Source organism: Advenella alkanexedens, from assembly GCF_019132845.1.
Lineage (GTDB): Bacteria > Pseudomonadota > Gammaproteobacteria > Burkholderiales > Burkholderiaceae_B > Advenella > Advenella alkanexedens.
Map to the genome: position 1 here is coordinate 270,214 of NZ_JAHSPR010000001.1, position 17,508 is coordinate 287,721.

A 17,508-nucleotide genomic window follows, 5' to 3' on the forward strand; every position below is an offset into this window, starting at 1 on the left:
TAGCCAGAAACCGGGATGCGGGATTTCAGACCAATACGGGCCAAAAGAATTTGGCCCGTATTGGTCTCATATTGCCGGCTTTAGTTTTCACTTTCCGCGGCAATGGCTCGACGCACCTTGACTGCCTGTGCCAAACGCTCCAGCACCTTGACTGAAGTGTCCCAGTCAATGCAGCCATCAGTAATGCTTTGTCCATACACCAGCTCCTGTCCTTCAACCAGATCCTGACGTCCGCCAACCAGATTACTTTCAATCATAACGCCAAAAATACGCTGGTCACCGGTTTCCATTTGCCGTGCAACATCATCCATGACCATAGGCTGGTTTTCCGGTTTTTTGTTACTGTTGGCATGGCTGGCATCAATCATGATTTTGGCTGACAAACCGGCCTTGGCCAACTGCTCCGAAGATTGATTGATACTTTGGGCATCATAGTTGGGGGCTTTGCCACCCCGTAAAATCAGGTGACAATCTTCATTGCCAAGCGTTGACACAATAGCGGAATGGCCGCCTTTGGTAACTGACAGAAAATGATGTGGCTGGGATGCCGCCTTGATGGCATCAATGGCGATCTTGATATTGCCATCGGTGCCGTTCTTGAAACCAACAGGACAGGAAAGACCGGAAGCCAACTCACGGTGCACCTGGCTTTCGGTAGTACGGGCACCAATAGCCCCCCATGAAACCAGGTCGGCAATGTATTGCGGTGTGATCATATCCAGAAACTCGCAACCGGCCGGCACACCTTCATCATTAACAGCCAGCAACAATTGACGGGCAAGACGCAGACCCTTGTTAATATTGAAACTGCCATCAAGCCCCGGGTCATTGATGAGACCTTTCCAACCTACGGTTGTACGCGGTTTCTCAAAGTAAACACGCATGATGATTTCAAGCTCACCTTTAAAACGCTCCCGTTCCGCTTTCAGGCGTTTTACATACTCCAGTGCCGCCTTGGGGTCATGAATTGAACAGGGGCCAATCACCACAACCATACGGTCATCTTCACCATGAATGATTTTATGGACGGCATCACGTGCCTCATGGACCACATTTGAAATTTTGGTGGTACACGGGAACTCGCGCATCAGGTGGGATGGAGGACTTAATTCTTTAATTTCTCGAATGCGTAAATCATCTGTATTGTATGACACGGTTAACTCCAGTTTTTTGAATGCTTGCGTTTATGGCGTTATATATACAAAAAGCCGCCAGGTTCTCTGGCGGCTTTTTGGGGATTTGGCTATTTTTACTGCGTAAGCTGTGTCCTTCTCTCCGCCCAAGGCTTTGAAAAACTAAAATAAAAGAAATAAAAAGACACAGACAAATGTTTCATGATGTTTATATCCTAGCACAGCTTTTTTTAAAAATAAGCTGTTTTGCCGCAATGCAATAAAAATAATCGAAAGATGTTCTTAATGCACCACAATCACATAAAAGCTCAGGCCGTACCGCCAACCGTCAGACCATCCATACGAATGGTGGGCATACCGACACCGACCGGCACGCTTTGACCTTCCTTACCACAAGTGCCCACACCTGAATCAAGCGAAAGGTCATTACCAATCATGGATACCTTGTTCATGGCATCAGGCCCATTGCCAATTAAAGTAGCCCCTTTGACAGGATGGCTGATTTTGCCATTTTTGATCAAATAAGCCTCGGAGGTGGAGAAAACGAACTTCCCACTGGTAATGTCCACCTGCCCACCACCAAAATTAACCGCATACAGGCCGTTTTTCACCGATGAAATAATTTCCTGCGGATCTTCCTTGCCTGCCAGCATGAAGGTATTGGTCATGCGTGGCATAGGCAAATGAGCGAATGACTCGCGGCGGCCGTTACCTGTCACCGGGGTTTTCATTAAACGGGCATTCAGGGAGTCCTGCATGTAACCGCGCAAAATGCCATCTTCAATCAACACGTTGCGCTGGGTGGGATTGCCTTCATCATCCACATTGAGCGAACCACGACGATCCTGGATGGTGCCGTCATCAATCACTGTTACCCCCTTGGAGGCCACCCGTTCGCCAATCCGGCCAGAAAACACGCTGGAGCCTTTGCGATTGAAGTCTCCTTCAAGGCCATGCCCCACTGCTTCATGCAATAAAATACCCGGCCAGCCCGAGCCCAACACAACCGTCATCTCGCCAGCAGGTGCCGGACGGGCTTCAAGATTGGTCAGCGCCTCATGAACGGCCTTGTCGACATAAGACTGCATCAAATCGTCTGAAAAATAATTCAATCCCAAACGCCCACCACCACCGGCATGCCCCATTTCACGGCGACCGTTGCGTTCTGCCAGGACCGTCAGGGACAGGCGTACCAAAGGACGCACATCAGCCACCAGACGCCCATCACTGCCGGCAATCAGCACGACATCGTACTCTGCACCCAGTCCGGCCATGACCTGGATGACATGCGGATCTTTGGCACGGGCCATTTTTTCAATCCGCTCCAGCAGGCTGACCTTGTCGGTGGCCGACAGGCTGGCCAACGGATCAACCCCTTGGTACAAATCATGAGGACGGTTTTCACCCGCCAGTACCTTGGTTTTTCCTGCTCCCTGCCGTGCAATGGTTTTGACGGTTTTGGCTGAAGACAGCAAGGTCTCGGGGGAAAGCACGTCGGAATACGCAAAAGCGGTTTTTTCTCCTGAAACGGCACGGACCCCCACGCCTTGTGAAATGGAAAAACTGCCGGTTTTGACAATACTTTCCTCGAGGCTCCAGCTCTCGCTGCGCGTGTATTGGAAATACAGATCGGCATAATCAACCTTATGAGTGAAAATTTCACCCAAGGCACTGGCCAGATGCCCCTCATGAAGACCCCAGGGATCAAGCAAAAGTGATTTGGCGGTTGACAGGCTTAGCATATCGGAATCAATTAGGTTCATTTTTCTCAATGTCAAAATTTATTTTACGCACCTGCCCGTTTTTGCCGGGAAACCCGTCAAAAACAGACGCGGTCAGAAAGGGCATTACCTGTGTCAGGCTGGCTTTATTGGAGTCGGCCAAGACAGTGGCCTGATAAACCTCAGTACCACTGTTGTTCAAGTCACGGATGGAAACGTGCAACTGGTATCGATTATAACTGGCCTGCACATAACGGTACTGCGGCGCCATGGCAAAACCGATACCGCTATAAAAGGGCTGATGATACCCCCACCCCCAACCAAAATTAAACGTGGGATAGAAAAACGGATCATAAAACGGGTCGTTTTCCCGCACCATTTGCTGACGGTTTTGCACGCCATACTCAAAAGAAACCTCGAAACGGGCTTTTTGCTTGCCAACGGCCTCGACCAGTCCTGTCTTCCACATCTGATTGCGCAACAGATTTTCATAAGTGGACTGTTCAAGATTTTGCCCTGCCTGGGTATTGAAACGGTAAAGCTGCCCTTGAGCATTGGCCGGCCACTGTTGGAAAGAAGTCATCTGGGTTGTGAATCGCTGGGTCGTTGAACACGCTGTCAACAACAGCACGAAAGCGGCAGTCAGAAAAATGCGCAGACTTGGCTTTGAAAAGACAGTATTCATGATACAGAGCTCTGGGGTTACGATTAATTCCCATTGACTGGGCATATGATGCATTGTGACACACAAGCGATGATTATTATTTTAAAGCATTTAAAACATCTATAATTAGTCGCGTTAATGAGGATAATATTTATTGCCATGCCGTCAAATACACCCACCACCATACACCGTCACGACTATCGTGAATACCCTTTCAACATTACAACTGTTGCATTGCATTTCGATCTTCACGAAACAGCCACCCGCATCACCAGCACCCTTGCAATCAACAGCAAAGAAAACAGGCCGGCCGACCTGGTCCTGGACGGGGAAGACATCCGTCTGATTTCCGTTTCGATTAACGGTAAAGCACTGGGTGAACACCAGTACTCACTGAACGAACAAACCCTGGTAATACCTGCCTTGCAGGGACAATTCGAACTCCGTATCGTGTCCGAGTGCAACCCGCAGGAAAACAGCACCCTGATGGGCCTGTATGTCTCGGGTAACAGTTTTTTCACCCAGTGTGAAGCAGAAGGTTTCCGGCGTATTACCTTTTTCCCGGACCGGCCCGATGTCATGAGCATCTACACCGTCACCATTTGTGCCGACAAGGCCCGTTACCCCTATCTGCTGTCCAATGGCAACCTGTGCGCCAGCACCGACCTGCCCGACGGACGCCACCAGGCCACCTGGGAAGACCCGTTTCGCAAACCCAGCTATCTGTTTGCCCTGGTTGCCGGCGACTTTGACATTCGTGAAAAGCACGCCACCACCCAAAGCGGCCGTGAAGTCCTGTTGCAGGTGTATAGCGACAAAGGCTCGGGACAGCAAACCGAATGGGCCCTTGAATCCCTTGAAAACGCCATGAAGTGGGATGAAACGCGCTTTGGTCTTGAGCTGGACCTTGACCGCTTCATGATTGTGGCTGTGCGCGACTTCAATATGGGCGCCATGGAAAACAAAGGACTGAATATTTTCAATGCCGCCTATGTCCTGGCCGACCCCGATACCGCCACCGATGCCAATTATGAAGGCATCGAGTCGGTCATTGGTCACGAATACTTTCATAACTGGACCGGCAACCGCATTACTTGCCGCGACTGGTTCCAGCTCAGCCTGAAAGAAGGGCTCACGGTTTTCCGGGATCAGGAATTTTCCGCTGACATGATGGCCAGAAACCTGGATGCCTCTGCAGCAGCCAGTGCCCGTGCCATCAAGCGTATTGACGATGTAACCCGTTTAAGAACCGCCCAGTTCCCTGAAGACGCCGGCCCCATGGCTCACCCCATTCGCCCCGAAAGTTATCAGGAAATTGCCAACTTCTACACCGCTACCATTTACGAAAAAGGCGCGGAAGTCATTCGCATGCAGCACACCCTGCTGGGAGAAGAAGGTTTTCGTGCCGGCATGGACGAATACTTCCGCCGTCATGACGGCCAGGCCGTCACCTGTGATGACTTCATCAATGTCATGGAATCGGTTTATACCCAACGCAACCCGGGTAAAGACCTGGCCCTGTTCAGGAACTGGTATTCACAGGCCGGCACCCCCCGCGTAAAGGTTGAGCTCAACTATGACCAGGCGCAACAACGTTGTTCAATTACCCTGACACAAAGCTGCGTACCGGTTGGGGTTGAAAAACTGCAAAAGGGTTTTGTCAAACAACCCTTCCACATTCCCTTTGCCATGGGCTTTATCAGCCAGTCGGGCCAACCGTTCACGCTGGAGTTTGAAGGGCAGCCGCAAACCACAGTCTTGCTTGAACTGAAAGAAGAAAGCCAGACCTGGCACTTTGACCGGATTCCCGAACGGCCAATTCCCTCATTACTGCGCGATTTTTCGGCGCCGGTCATTGTGGAATATCCCTGGAATCAAGAAGATCTGGCGATTTTATGCGCTCATGACAGCAATCCTTTCGCACGCTGGGAGGCCGTGCAGGCACTTAGCTCAAATGAGTTGCTGCGCATTGCCGCCCGCCTGGCGCAGGACAAACAGCCGGAACTGGACCCCGCCCTGCTGCAAGTCTGGAAAACCAACCTGACTGACCCGAACCTGGATGCCGGTTATCGCGCCTGGTTACTGACCCTGCCTTCGGAAAAAGTGCTTGCCGGGCGCATGACACCGATTGAACCCGTGGCCATTGCCAAGGCTCGCGATTTTGTCCGTGAGGAACTGGCCAATGGCCTGCTGGACTTGTGGCAGCAAACACTCAGCCAAAATGAAACTCCCGGCCCTTACAGCCCCGATGCCATCAGCGCAGGCCGTCGCAGCCTGAAAAACCTGGCGCTCGCCTATTTACTGTCTATCCAGAGCCCGCCAGCCATCCAGGCCGCCTTTGCGCAATACCAGAATGCCGGCAACATGACTGACCGCATTGGCGCACTTTCCGCGCTGGTCAGCCATTATGAAGGCGATGAGCGTGATCAAGCCCTGGCCCAGTTTTATGAACAGTGGCAACACGACCCGCTGGTCGTCGACAAATGGTTCGCCCTGCAGGCCAATGCCCGCCACACCACCGCACAAACCATCCTGGGTCTGATGGCACACCCGGCGTTCAACCTGCGCAATCCCAACCGTGCACGCTCCCTGATCTTCCAGTTTTGCATCAACAACACCGAAGGACTGCACAAGAGCGATGGTTCGGGCTATGCATTCTGGGCTGACCAGGTCATTGCCCTTGACAATATCAACCCTGAAATTGCCGCCCGTCTGGCCCGCGTCATGGACAACTGGTCCCGATATGCACCTGCCCTGAAAGACGGCATGCAGCAGGCCCTTAAACGTGTGGAAGCGCATCCCGGCCTGTCTAAAAACGTATTTGAAATCGTATCCAAAGCATTGAATATCTGAAACCTGAGGAATCTGCAAGAATGAAATTTAAGACTCTGACACAATATCTGGTAGAACAACAACGCCAGAACAAAGCATTGCAGGCGGAAGTGCGCCTGCTTATCGAAGTGGTTGCCCGTGCCTGTAAAAGCATTGGGCACGCCGTTGGCAAAGGCAGCCTGGGTGGTGTATTGGGAAGCCTGGAGTCTGAAAACATCCAGGGCGAAGTCCAGAAAAAACTGGACGTCATGTCCAATGAAATCCTGCTTGAGGCCAACGAATGGGGCGGCCAGCTGGCCGCCATGGCTTCGGAAGAAATGGAAACCATCCATAAAATCCCCAACCGCTACCCCAAAGGCGAATACCTGCTGCTGTTTGACCCCCTTGATGGCTCTTCCAACATTGACGTGAACGTCTCTATTGGTACTATTTTCTCTATCCTGAAAGCACCTGCCGAATCTGCTGGCCGCGAAATTACCGAAGATGACTTCCTTCAACCAGGCACCCAGCAGGTAGCGGCCGGCTACGCCGTTTACGGGCCTCAAACCATGCTGGTCATTACCTTGGGCAACGGTGTGGTTGGCTTTACCCTTGACCGTGAAACCGGTACATGGATGCTCACCAACGAAAACATCCAGATTCCGGCAGACACCAAAGAGTTTGCCATTAACATGTCAAACATGCGCCACTGGGCACCACCGGTTCGCCAGTACATCGAAGATTGTCTGGCAGGTAAAACCGGCCCGCTGGGCAAAGACTATAACATGCGCTGGGTGGCTTCCATGGTGGCCGATGTACACCGCATTTTAAGCCGTGGCGGCATTTTCATGTACCCATGGGACTCACGTGAGCCCAACAAACCGGGCAAATTACGCCTGATGTACGAAGCCAACCCCATGAGCTTTATTGTTGAGCAAGCCGGAGGCATGGCCACCGACTCGGTCAATCGCATTATGGACATCCAGCCAACCCAACTGCACCAGCGGGTTGGCGTGGTATTGGGGTCTAAAAACGAAGTGGAACGCGTGCGCTCTTACTGCGCAGGATCGTAATGCTTCTGGCGCAGCTCGTCGAGCTGCGCCAGCACATCAGCATCAAGGCGGGTTTGCATGGCGCTGATATTCTCATCAAGCTGTTCCAATGTCCGCACCCCGATAATGGTGCTGTCCACCTGCCATTTACTGTTGCAAAATCCCAGGGCCAGCTGAACCGGACTTAAGCCCAGCTCACGGGCAAACGCATTATAGGCCCTGGCTGCCTCCAGGCAGGCCGCTCTTCCCCAACGCTGTTTTTGCACGGACTCATAACGGGTAATGCGTGCTTCAGCTGGCGCGTCCGGCCCGGTCGTACCGGTCTGATCATATTTGCCGGTAAGCAAACCATAACCCAATGGTGAATACGCCAGCAAAGACACCTTATGGCGATAACACATTTCATCAAGCCCGTTTTCATAGGCACGGTTCAACAGACAATACGGATTTTGTATGGTCGCCACACGAGGCAAGCCCATCTGCTCGGCCAGACGGATAAACTCGGACACGCCATAAGGCGTTTCATTGGACAGGCCAATATAACGTACCTTACCTGCCTTCACCAGCGTATTCAGGGCCTGCAATTGTTCTTCTATCGTTGTAAACGGCTCATGCTTTTTATCGGGATCAAAATAACGTCGACCAAATGCCGGTACATGGCGCTCGGGCCAGTGTATCTGGTAAAGGTCAATATAATCGGTTTTCAGGCGCTTGAGGCTGCCTTCGCAAGAAGCAATAATATCCTGGCCAGTCAGACCTGCCCCTTCCCGAATCCAGGGCGTACCCCTGGAAGGGCCAGCCACCTTGGTCGCCAGCACGATGTCCGAACGGGACACCGAACCACGTCCAAACCAATTACCCAGAATGGTTTCCGTCGCCCCATACGTTTCTTTGCGGGTGGGCACCGAATACATTTCGGCGGTATCAAGAAAATTGATCCCCTGCCCTACCGCTCGGTCAAGGATGTCAAATGCAGTTTTCTCATCCACCTGCTCACCAAATGTCATGGTTCCCAGACAAACATCCGTCACCATTAAATCGCTTATTCCCAGCTGAACCTTCTGCATTTAACCTGCCCCTTCCTTTAAATTTCAAAAATTAAAAATTAAATTTCACAAAAACATGAACAATCAATCCAGCGTCAATATCGTGGCACCCGTGGTTTTGCGTGAAGCCAATGCAATATGGGCATCGGCCACTTCTTCCAAGGGAAAACGCTGGTCAATTTGCACCTTGATTTTCTTGCTGGTGATCATTTGGAACAACTCACCAGCAGCGGCCTGCATTTTCTCTAAAGTGTCCACATGAGCACCCAGGCTTGGACGGGTCACATACAAAGAACCTTTGGTCGCCAACACGCCCAGGTTAACCCCGGTCACCGGACCCGATGCATTACCATAACTCACCATCAGGCCACGAGGCTGCAAGCAGTCAAGGGAAATTTCCCAGGTATCTTTGCCCACTCCATCGTAAACCACCGGTACTTTCCTGCCATTGGTTAATTCCAGCACACGCTCAACCACATTTTCATTCGTGTAATTAATGGTTGCCCAGGCACCATGAGCTCTGGCAATGGCCGCTTTTTCGGGGCTGGACACAGTGCCAATCAACTTGGCCCCCAAGGCCTTGGCCCACTGGCAGGCAATCAAGCCGACACCACCGGCCGCTGCATGCAACAAAATGGTTTCACCCTCTTGCAGGCGGTAGGTCTGCCTGAACAGATACTGCACCGTCAAACCCTTGAGCATAACGGCAGCCGCTTCTTCAAAAGAAATGCCATCAGGTATTTTCACCACCTGATGGCCGGGCACATTGCGTACCTCAGCGTAAGCACCCAGTGGACTCTGGCCGTACGCAACACGGTCTCCCACTTTCAGGTGGGCAACATTTTTACCCACCGCCTCAACGACACCAGAAGCCTCAAACCCCAGTCCATGCGGCAACGGGCTGGCATACAGGCCGGTACGGAAATAAATATCAATGAAATTCAGCCCGATCGCTTTTTGCCGGATCTGCACTTCGTTATCCGCCGGCAGGGAAACCTCAAGCGTGACCAGTTTCATGACCTCAGGACCACCATGTGTCTCAATTTGAATGGCTTTTGATGTGATACCCACGTTTAACTCCACTTATGATTAATGATTAATAAATACTTTACTAGAATGATAATTAATAAAAACAATTATTCAATCCATATCAACAACAGTCGATAAAAAAATAGTATACTTTGACAGTATTTGCCTAAGCAAATAAATATATTTATAAAGATAATGAACAGCAAAAAAATATCCCCATCCCAACCGGAAAAAACCTTCATGATCAAACCTGAAGACGTTCCCCGTGGTCAGGAAAACATTGGATATCTGATCCGTCTGGTGCATTTTTCCATTCATGACATGATTGAAAAAAACATGGCACCGTTAGGCCTGACTGCCACGCAATGGCACCCTATTGCGATTATCGGCCTTAGCAAGGCGGATACCCCCGCCTGTGTGGCCCGCATTGCTGAAGTGGATACCGGCGCCATGACACGCACGCTTGACAGACTGGAAGCCAAGGGTTTCCTGACCCGCCAGCGCAGCGAGCAGGATCGCCGGGTCATCAAGCTGACACTGACCGAAAAAGGCAAACAGGTCAATGAAAAACTGCTACCCTCCGTTGCCCAGGCTTTAAACCATCATCTGCAAGGTTTCACGGAACAGGAAGTGGAGCTGCTGAAAAGTCTGTTAACCCGTATGCTATTGAATGCCAATCCGAATATCCTGAAATCCATTCAGGAAAATGGCATGAATGACTGAAGCGGCCTTATGTCCGCGCGGATACAACTAGCGTTTACCGCTTTTGCCAATTAAGGAACCCAGCACACCCCGCAGCATTTTCCTGGCCGTATCCCTGACCATCCCCTTAGCCACTTGCTGGATCACACCATCCTTGCGTCCGCCACGCGGTCCGGTTGAGCCAATCATCATTTCCTTGACCGCCCCCCAAATACCTTCATCTTCGGGTTGGGCCCGAGCAGCGGCCTGGGCATTTTTTTCTTCAGCCCGACGAGTCAGCACTTCAAACGCCGACTCCCTGTCAATTAAGGTATCGTATTTGCCGGCAAAACCCGACAAATTGCGAATAAGCTGGCGCTCTGCATCGGTTGCCGGCCCCATCCGGCTGGCCGGTGGCAATATCCAGGCGCGCTGTGTAACGCCAGGGCTACCCTTGGCGTCCAGACAGGAAACCAACGCCTCACCCACGCCCAATTCGGTAATATCACGGGCAATATCCAGCTCAGGGTTGGGCCTCATGGTGTCAGCCGCCGTTTTGACCGCTTTCTGGTCGCGTGGCGTAAAAGCCCGCAACGCATGCTGAATCCGGTTACCCAGTTGGCCCAACACAGAATCGGGAATATCGGCCGGATTCTGGGTAACAAAATAAACCCCCACTCCTTTTGAGCGCACCAAACGCACGATTTGCTCAATTTTTTCAAGCAAAACCTTGGGGGCGTCATCAAACAGCAAATGCGCCTCATCAAAGAAAAACACAAACCGGGGCTGTTCGGGATCCCCCACTTCGGGCAAGGATTCATAAATTTCAGCCAATAACCATAGCAAAAACACGGCGTACAATTTAGGTGACTGCATCAACTTGTCTGCCGCCAGGATATTCACCATGCCCTGGCCTTGCGCATTACAGCGCATCAGGTCATGAATATCCAGCATGGGCTCACCGAAAAAGCGGTCTGCTCCCTGGGTTTCCAGCTGCAGCAATGCGCGCAGAATTGCCCCCACTGAAGCAGCAGACACATTACCGTACACCGGCCTGAGCTCGGCGGCCCTGTCGTTGACGTTTTGCAGCATCGCCCGCAGGTCCTTCAGATCCAGCAAAAGATGACCTTCATCATCGGCCACCTTGAACACCAGATTCAGGATACCGGTTTGCGTATCATTCAGGTTTAGCATGCGTGACAGCAATAAAGGTCCCATATCGGATACCGTGGCACGAACCGGATGCCCCTGCTCGCCAAACACATCCCATAAAACGGTTGGGCAGCCACCCCATTGCGGCACCGGCAGACCTAGTTTTCCCAGGCGCTCAAGCAGTTTGGGACTTTCCGTGCCCGCTTGTGAAATACCCGTCAGATCTCCCTTCACATCAGCCAGAAAGACCGGGGTGCCGATGCGGGAAAAAGCCTGCGCCAAGACCTGAAGCGTAATGGTTTTACCGGTTCCGGTTGCGCCCGTGATGCAACCATGACGGTTGGCCAACTTGGGCAAAAGAAAGACATCTGCCTTTGCATTTTTCGCTATCAGGATGGGATCTGCCATAAATAAACCTTTGTCAAGTGCAAAACATTAGGAAATCTAACCGTATTCTATAAAAGTTTGTCGCACTCGGGGTAAAATCTTAGATTCGATTAACTTACTTTAATTGTTATTGATATGGCCGGACATAGTAAATGGGCAAATATCCAGCACCGAAAAGGTCGCCAGGATGCCAAACGCGGAAAAATATGGACAAAAATCATTCGTGAGATTACCGTTGCTGCACGTGCAGGCGGCCCAGATCCCAGTGCCAATCCTGCCTTGCGACTGGCTTGGGATAAAGCAACCGCTGCCAATATGCCCAAAGACAACATTCAGCGCGCCATTACCCGCGGTGCAGGTGGTGCCGATGGTGCCAACTACGAATCCATCCGCTATGAAGGATATGGCGTCAGCGGGGCCGCACTCATTATCGACTGCATGACCGACAATCGTGTACGTACCGTCTCCGATGTACGCCACGCCCTGACCAAACACGGTGGCAACCTGGGTCAGGACGGCTCGGTGGCATTCATGTTCCAGCATTGCGGGCAATTCATTTTTGCGCCCGGCACCAGTGAAGAAAAAATCATGGAAGTCGCCCTGGAAGCCGGTGCCGATGACATTCAGACCGATGAAGATGGCATGATTGAAGTGGTTTGCGCGCCTGAACAATATGCAGCGGTGCGTGACGCTTTCATTGAGGCAGAGCTGAAACCCGAAATGGAAGCCATTGTCATGAAACCCCTGAATGAAACCCTGCTGACGGGTGACGATGCCAAAAAAATGCAAAAAATCCTTGATCAGCTTGAAAGTCTTGATGACGTACAAGAAGTTTATACAACCGCTGTTTTTGATGAAACAGAAGAATAAAGCGAAAATTTGACAATGAAAGTACTCGTTATTGGCAATGGCGGCCGTGAGCACGCCATTGCGTGGCGTATTGCCCAGTCCGCACAGGTAAGCGATGTTTTTGTAGCGCCCGGCAACGGGGGCACCGCCCTTGACCCGTTACTCAAGAATGTGGCCATTACCAACCTTGATGAACTGGCCGCCTTTGCAAAAAAAGAAGGTATTGACCTGACGGTAGTCGGCCCCGAGGCGCCTTTGGCTGCAGGTGTGGTTGATCTGTTCCGTGAACAGGGTCTTGCCGTATTTGGCCCTACCAAGGCTGCCGCACAACTGGAAAGCTCCAAGGATTTTGCCAAAGCTTTCATGGTACGCCACAACATCCCCACTTCGGCCTATGCCACCTTTACCTCTCCCGAACAGGCTCATGCCTATATTAACGAACAAGGCGCGCCCATTGTTGTCAAAGCCGATGGCCTGGCGGCAGGTAAAGGCGTGGTGGTTGCCCAAACCCTGCAAGAAGCCCACGATGCCGTTGATGCCATGCTGGGTGATGGCAGCCTGGGTGAAGCCGGTGCACGCGTGGTGATTGAAGGCTTCCTGACTGGCGAAGAAGCCAGTTTCATTGTCATGTGCGATGGCAAAAACATTTTGCCCATGGCTACCAGCCAGGATCACAAACGCCAACTTGACAACGACCAGGGCCCCAACACCGGTGGCATGGGCGCTTACTCACCCGCTCCCATCGTTTCCGACCGCCTGCACGAACGCATCATGCAGGAAGTCATTTACCCGACCATTCAGGGTATGGAAAAAGACGGCATCACCTTTACCGGCTTCCTCTATGCTGGTCTCATGATTGATGATGGCAACGATGAGGACCGCAGCATCAAGGTGCTTGAGTTCAATTGCCGCATGGGTGACCCAGAAACCCAACCCATCATGATGCGCCTGCAAGGCGATTATGCCGACACCCTGTTGAAAGCGGCACAAGGCAAGCTTGACCAAGCCAGCATCAGTTGGGATCCACGCACCGCACTGGGCGTTGTGATGGCCTCATACAACTATCCCGGCACGCCCCGCACCGGTGATGTCATTACCGGCATTCCTGCACCACAAGAAAACTGCGTGACTTTCCATGCCGGATCTGCACTGAAAGATAACCAGCTCGTTACTTCAGGTGGTCGGGTACTGTGTGTCACCGCCTTGGGCGACACTGTGCAACAGGCCCGTGAAACCGCCTATGCAACCGTTAAACAAATCAAGTTTGATGGCCAGCAGTATCGTAGCGATATTGCATGGAGGGCTTTAAAGTAATATGCAACACATACCCCTGGAACAGGTCAGTCAGTATTTTCGTTCATTACAGGCATCCATTGTTGAGGCACTGGAAAAAGAAGACGGCCATGCCTTTTCCCAGGATGCCTGGGAACGCCCCGAGGGCGGAGGCGGCCTGTCCCGCTACATAGAAGACGGTCATATTTTCGAACGCGGTGCCGTGCTGTTCAGCCACGTTACCGGAGAAAAGCTCCCGCCTTCGGCCAGCGCACACCGCCCCGAACTGGCTGGCCGCTCTTGGGAAGCCATGGGGGTTTCACTGGTTTTGCACCCGCGCAACCCCTATATCCCGACAACACACATGAATGTCAGGATGTTCGTGGCCAAGGCCAGCCAGCCAGGCGAAACAGATGTCTTCTGGTTTGGCGGCGGCATGGACCTGACCCCCTACTACGCTTTTGAAAATGATGCCCGTCATTTTCACCAAACCTGTCATGACGCACTTGAGCCGTTTGGAAAAACCCGTTACCACGAATACAAGGAATGGTGCGATCGCTACTTTTTCCTGAAACACCGCAATGAAACCCGCGGTGTGGGCGGCATCTTTTTTGACGATCTGAACGATTTGGGCTTTGAACAGTCTTTTGCACTGGTTCAGGCGACCGGCAACGCGTTCACGAAAGCTTACCTACCCATTGTGCAAAAGCGCAGGCATTTGCCTTTTGGTGAAAAGGAACGGGACTTCCAGGCTTACCGACGCGGACGCTATGTCGAGTTCAATCTGGTTTGGGACAGGGGCACCCTGTTTGGCCTGCAATCAGGCGGACGCACCGAATCCATCCTGCTTTCCATGCCACCGACGGCAAGCTGGCGCTATGACTGGAAGCCCGAACCTGGTTCAGCCGAAGCCCAGCTTTACTTTTTCCTGACGCCCCGAGACTGGCTCTGATGAAAAAAACCGGGCTTCTTGGCGGAAGCTTCAATCCTGTTCACAATGCCCACCTGGCATTGGCACAAACCGCCCTGGATACACTGCACCTTGATGAGGTGCAACTCATTCCGGCCGGCAATCCCTGGCAAAAACAGGCATTGCCGGTTAATGGCCAACAACGTCTTGAAATGCTAAGGCTGGCCATTGCCGACCGGCCTGGCATGGTTGCCAATGATATTGAAATTGCCCGCGAAGGCGCCACTTATACCATCGACACCCTAAAGGCATTACCACCCAACGCCAGCTATTACTGGCTGCTGGGCACCGACCAGCTGGCCAATTTCTGTACCTGGCACCAATGGAAGGACATTCTTGATTATGTCACCCTGGTGGTGGCAAAAAGAAACACCCACCCTTTGGAAGTACCCCGCCTCTTGGCTGAAAAACTGCAACAAAAAGGCAAAAAACTGATTACACTGTCATTTGAAGCCATGGATATTTCCTCTAGCGATATCCGCCAGCGCCTTGCCAAGCAACAGGATGTGAGCCAACTGATACCACGCCCGGTCCTGGAATACATCCGGCAACACAAACTTTACACTTAAATCATTACGATTATTACTACAGAACAACTATGGAATTACAAAAACTTCAACGCATTGTGATTGACGCCCTGGAAGATGTCAAAGCCCAGGACATCAAGGTATACAACACTACCCACCTGACCAGCCTGTTTGATCGCGTCATTATTGCCAGCGGTACCTCAAACCGACAAACCCGCTCTTTGGCAAACAGCGTCTCGGATGCCGTACGCAAGCACGGTATCCAGATTATCGCCCTGGAAGGCATGGATACCGGTGAATGGGTCTTGCTGGATATTGGCGATATCGTGATTCATTGCATGCAACCGGCCATTCGCCAGTACTACAACCTTGAGGCCGTTTGGGGTGATAAGCCCGTACACGTCAAGTTATTACCCCAATCCACCCAGGTCCCCCCTGTCATTTCTCCTGACCAGGCCTACGACCCCAACATCTAAAACCCAAGCATGAAACTGATCGTGATTGCCGTTGGCACAAGAATGCCGGCCTGGGTAGAAATCGCCTGGGAAGATTATGCCAAGCGCATGCCGGCCGATTGTGCCATCGAACTGAAAGAAATCAAACCCGAGCCCCGCACCACCGGCAAAACACCACAACAGATGATGCAGGCGGAAGCCAAACGCATCGAAGCCGCCATTCCAGCGTCTGCCTTGCGTATTGCCCTTGATGAGCATGGCAAAGATCTGACCACCATGAACCTGTCCTCCCGTCTTGAACAATGGCGCAGTGGCGGACAAGATGTGGTATTTCTGATTGGCGGTCCCGATGGCCTGGACAGCGAACTGAAAAAAAGCTGTTCCGGCATGATCCGGCTTTCCTCATTAACCCTACCCCATCCAATGGTACGTATTGTCCTGGCCGAACAGCTTTACCGAGCCTGGGCCATTCTGGTTAACCACCCCTATCACAGGGCCTGATTTTTTATTTACCTGATATGCTTCCCGGAATTCCTCCTTCCATTTACCTGGCTTCGGCCAGTCCTCGCCGTCATGAACTGCTGAACCAGATTGGCCTGTCCCATGAGGTCCTGCACGTACCCACCCCGCCGGGCGAAGACGAACCGCAACACCCAGGCGAGGCGGCCCATATTTATGTCCAGCGTACCGCCATGGACAAGGCCGTGCGCGCCTGTCACTTTATTAAAGCGCAGACACTTGTCCCAAAACCTGTCCTGACGGCCGACACCTGCGTCATTCTTGATGGTCTGGTATTGGGAAAACCTGTTGATGATGCGGACACCGCCAGAATTCTGGGCATGCTGTCTGGCAAAACCCATGAGGTGCATACTGCCATTATCGTGGCCTGGCAGGGACAGTACTTTACCGATGTTTCTATTACACAGGTCAGCATGAAACCGCTGGATGAACAGGAAATAGATGCCTATTGCACCAGCGGGGAAGGTAACGGAAAAGCCGGAGCCTATGGGATACAGGGCTTGGCTTCCGTATTTATTGAACATATCTCGGGAAGTTACAGTGGCGTGATGGGACTGCCACTGTTTGAAACCTGTCGTCTGTTGCGGCGTGCTTACTCGGCATCCGCCTGATTGACCGGTGCTGCCTTGATGAAGGCGTCCTCTTTGTTACAGGCGGCATCAATGCGCACAATACTGGGGTAAGGCGTTAAATCAAGATTGAACCGCCGGGCGTTGGCCACTTGCGGCACCAGACAGATATCAGCCAGGGTGGGGGTATCACCATGACAGAATTTACCCGTCTGATTGGATGAAGCCAGCATTTTTTCAAGCGAATCGAAACCCTCGCGTACCCAATGCAGGTACCATTCGTTTTTGGCTTCCTCATTAACACCCAGAGTGCGGGTTAAATACTTCAGCACACGCAAATTATTCAAAGGATGAATATCGCAGGCAATAAACTGCGCCAGTGAACGCACCCTGGCCCGGGCCGCATAGGTATCGGGCAACAACCGGAAAGTGGCCGGATAAGCCTCTTCCAGATATTCGATAATGGCCAGTGACTGACCAATGCTGACATTGTCATCAGTGAAAGTGGGTACCAGGGCAGTGGGATTCAACTCTCGATAGGTATGGCTTAATTGCTGGCCGCCGTCCTTTAACAAATGAACCGGCACAGACTCATATTCCAGCCCTTTCAGATTCAGTGCAATTCTGACGCGATAGGCAGCCGAACTGCGAAAATAGCCATATAACTTCAT

The 17,508-nt window shown here is 52.0% G+C and carries 17 protein-coding genes; 10 read left to right on the top strand and 7 right to left on the bottom strand.

Going from position 1 to position 17,508, the window contains the following annotated elements; genetic code table 11:
* Positions 1 to 80: 80 nt before the first annotated feature.
* From aroG to KU392_RS01320, 3 genes are all read right to left on the bottom strand, one after another.
* Complete coding sequence (gene aroG / locus KU392_RS01310) at positions 81 to 1,154, bottom strand: 3-deoxy-7-phosphoheptulonate synthase AroG (protein WP_217734343.1); 1,074 nt, start codon at positions 1,152 to 1,154, stop codon at positions 81 to 83.
* A 287-nt stretch (positions 1,155 to 1,441) separates the two neighbouring features.
* Positions 1,442 to 2,896 (bottom strand): metalloprotease TldD, encoded by a 1,455-nt coding sequence (gene tldD, locus KU392_RS01315; protein WP_169294158.1) that lies wholly within the window; start codon positions 2,894 to 2,896, stop codon positions 1,442 to 1,444.
* Positions 2,883 to 3,539 carry a DUF4136 domain-containing protein gene (locus tag KU392_RS01320; protein WP_169294157.1) on the bottom strand — a complete coding sequence of 219 codons (657 nt, stop codon included), beginning with the start codon at positions 3,537 to 3,539 and terminating at the stop codon, positions 2,883 to 2,885. Before KU392_RS01320 ends, tldD begins: the two co-directional genes overlap by 14 nt.
* A 138-nt stretch (positions 3,540 to 3,677) precedes the next feature.
* Between KU392_RS01320 and pepN the strand changes: the two genes are divergently transcribed.
* Together pepN and KU392_RS01330 are read left to right on the top strand one after the other, a co-directional pair.
* Positions 3,678 to 6,371: an aminopeptidase N gene (gene pepN / locus KU392_RS01325; RefSeq protein ID WP_217734344.1), complete on the top strand. Its 2,694-nt coding sequence runs from the start codon at positions 3,678 to 3,680 to the stop codon at positions 6,369 to 6,371.
* A gap of 20 nt (positions 6,372 to 6,391) precedes the next feature.
* The gene (locus tag KU392_RS01330; protein WP_169294155.1) at positions 6,392 to 7,402 is read left to right on the top strand and encodes a class 1 fructose-bisphosphatase; all 1,011 of its coding nucleotides are present in this window, start codon (positions 6,392 to 6,394) and stop codon (positions 7,400 to 7,402) included.
* Here KU392_RS01330 and KU392_RS01335 read toward each other — a convergent pair.
* Entirely contained in the window at positions 7,384 to 8,448 is a 1,065-nt protein-coding gene (locus tag KU392_RS01335; protein WP_169294154.1) for an aldo/keto reductase, read from the bottom strand. The two genes, KU392_RS01330 and KU392_RS01335, sit on opposite strands and share 19 nt — an antisense overlap.
* 63 nt (positions 8,449 to 8,511) lie before the next feature.
* Positions 8,512 to 9,498, bottom strand: coding sequence for a quinone oxidoreductase family protein (locus tag KU392_RS01340; protein WP_217734345.1), 987 nt, complete (start codon positions 9,496 to 9,498; stop codon positions 8,512 to 8,514).
* 198 nt (positions 9,499 to 9,696) lie between these two features.
* On the opposite strand from KU392_RS01340, the gene KU392_RS01345 reads away from it, so the two are divergent.
* Complete coding sequence (locus KU392_RS01345; RefSeq protein WP_169294152.1) at positions 9,697 to 10,179, top strand: MarR family winged helix-turn-helix transcriptional regulator; 483 nt, start codon at positions 9,697 to 9,699, stop codon at positions 10,177 to 10,179.
* Positions 10,180 to 10,206: 27 nt separating this feature from the next.
* On the opposite strand, the gene KU392_RS01350 is transcribed toward KU392_RS01345, so the two are convergent.
* Entirely contained in the window at positions 10,207 to 11,697 is a 1,491-nt protein-coding gene (locus KU392_RS01350) for a helicase HerA-like domain-containing protein (RefSeq protein WP_217734346.1), read from the bottom strand.
* 114 nt (positions 11,698 to 11,811) lie between these two features.
* Between KU392_RS01350 and KU392_RS01355 the strand changes: the two genes are divergently transcribed.
* Genes KU392_RS01355 through KU392_RS01385 form a run of 7 tightly spaced genes read left to right on the top strand, consistent with a single transcriptional unit; the run spans position 11,812 to position 16,879 of the window.
* Complete coding sequence (locus tag KU392_RS01355) at positions 11,812 to 12,546, top strand: YebC/PmpR family DNA-binding transcriptional regulator (RefSeq protein ID WP_217734347.1); 735 nt, start codon at positions 11,812 to 11,814, stop codon at positions 12,544 to 12,546.
* 15 nt (positions 12,547 to 12,561) lie between these two features.
* Positions 12,562 to 13,839 (top strand): phosphoribosylamine--glycine ligase, encoded by a 1,278-nt coding sequence (gene purD / locus KU392_RS01360; protein ID WP_169294149.1) that lies wholly within the window; start codon positions 12,562 to 12,564, stop codon positions 13,837 to 13,839.
* Position 13,840: 1 nt separating this feature from the next.
* Positions 13,841 to 14,749 (top strand): oxygen-dependent coproporphyrinogen oxidase, encoded by a 909-nt coding sequence (gene hemF / locus KU392_RS01365; protein ID WP_169294148.1) that lies wholly within the window; start codon positions 13,841 to 13,843, stop codon positions 14,747 to 14,749.
* Complete coding sequence (gene nadD, locus KU392_RS01370) at positions 14,749 to 15,336, top strand: nicotinate (nicotinamide) nucleotide adenylyltransferase (RefSeq protein WP_169294147.1); 588 nt, start codon at positions 14,749 to 14,751, stop codon at positions 15,334 to 15,336. The genes hemF and nadD overlap by 1 nt, the downstream gene beginning before the upstream one ends.
* Before the next feature lie 29 nt (positions 15,337 to 15,365).
* Entirely contained in the window at positions 15,366 to 15,770 is a 405-nt protein-coding gene (gene rsfS / locus KU392_RS01375; RefSeq protein WP_169294146.1) for a ribosome silencing factor, read from the top strand.
* 9 nt (positions 15,771 to 15,779) lie between these two features.
* On the top strand, positions 15,780 to 16,250 hold the full coding sequence (gene rlmH / locus KU392_RS01380) for a 23S rRNA (pseudouridine(1915)-N(3))-methyltransferase RlmH (protein ID WP_169294145.1): 471 nt from the start codon (positions 15,780 to 15,782) through the stop codon (positions 16,248 to 16,250).
* Positions 16,251 to 16,267: 17 nt separating this feature from the next.
* On the top strand, positions 16,268 to 16,879 hold the full coding sequence (locus KU392_RS01385) for a Maf family protein (protein ID WP_169294144.1): 612 nt from the start codon (positions 16,268 to 16,270) through the stop codon (positions 16,877 to 16,879).
* On the opposite strand, the gene maiA is transcribed toward KU392_RS01385, so the two are convergent.
* Positions 16,861 to 17,508, bottom strand: a complete 648-nt coding sequence (maiA, locus tag KU392_RS01390; RefSeq protein WP_169294143.1) for a maleylacetoacetate isomerase — start codon at positions 17,506 to 17,508, stop codon at positions 16,861 to 16,863. The two genes, KU392_RS01385 and maiA, sit on opposite strands and share 19 nt — an antisense overlap.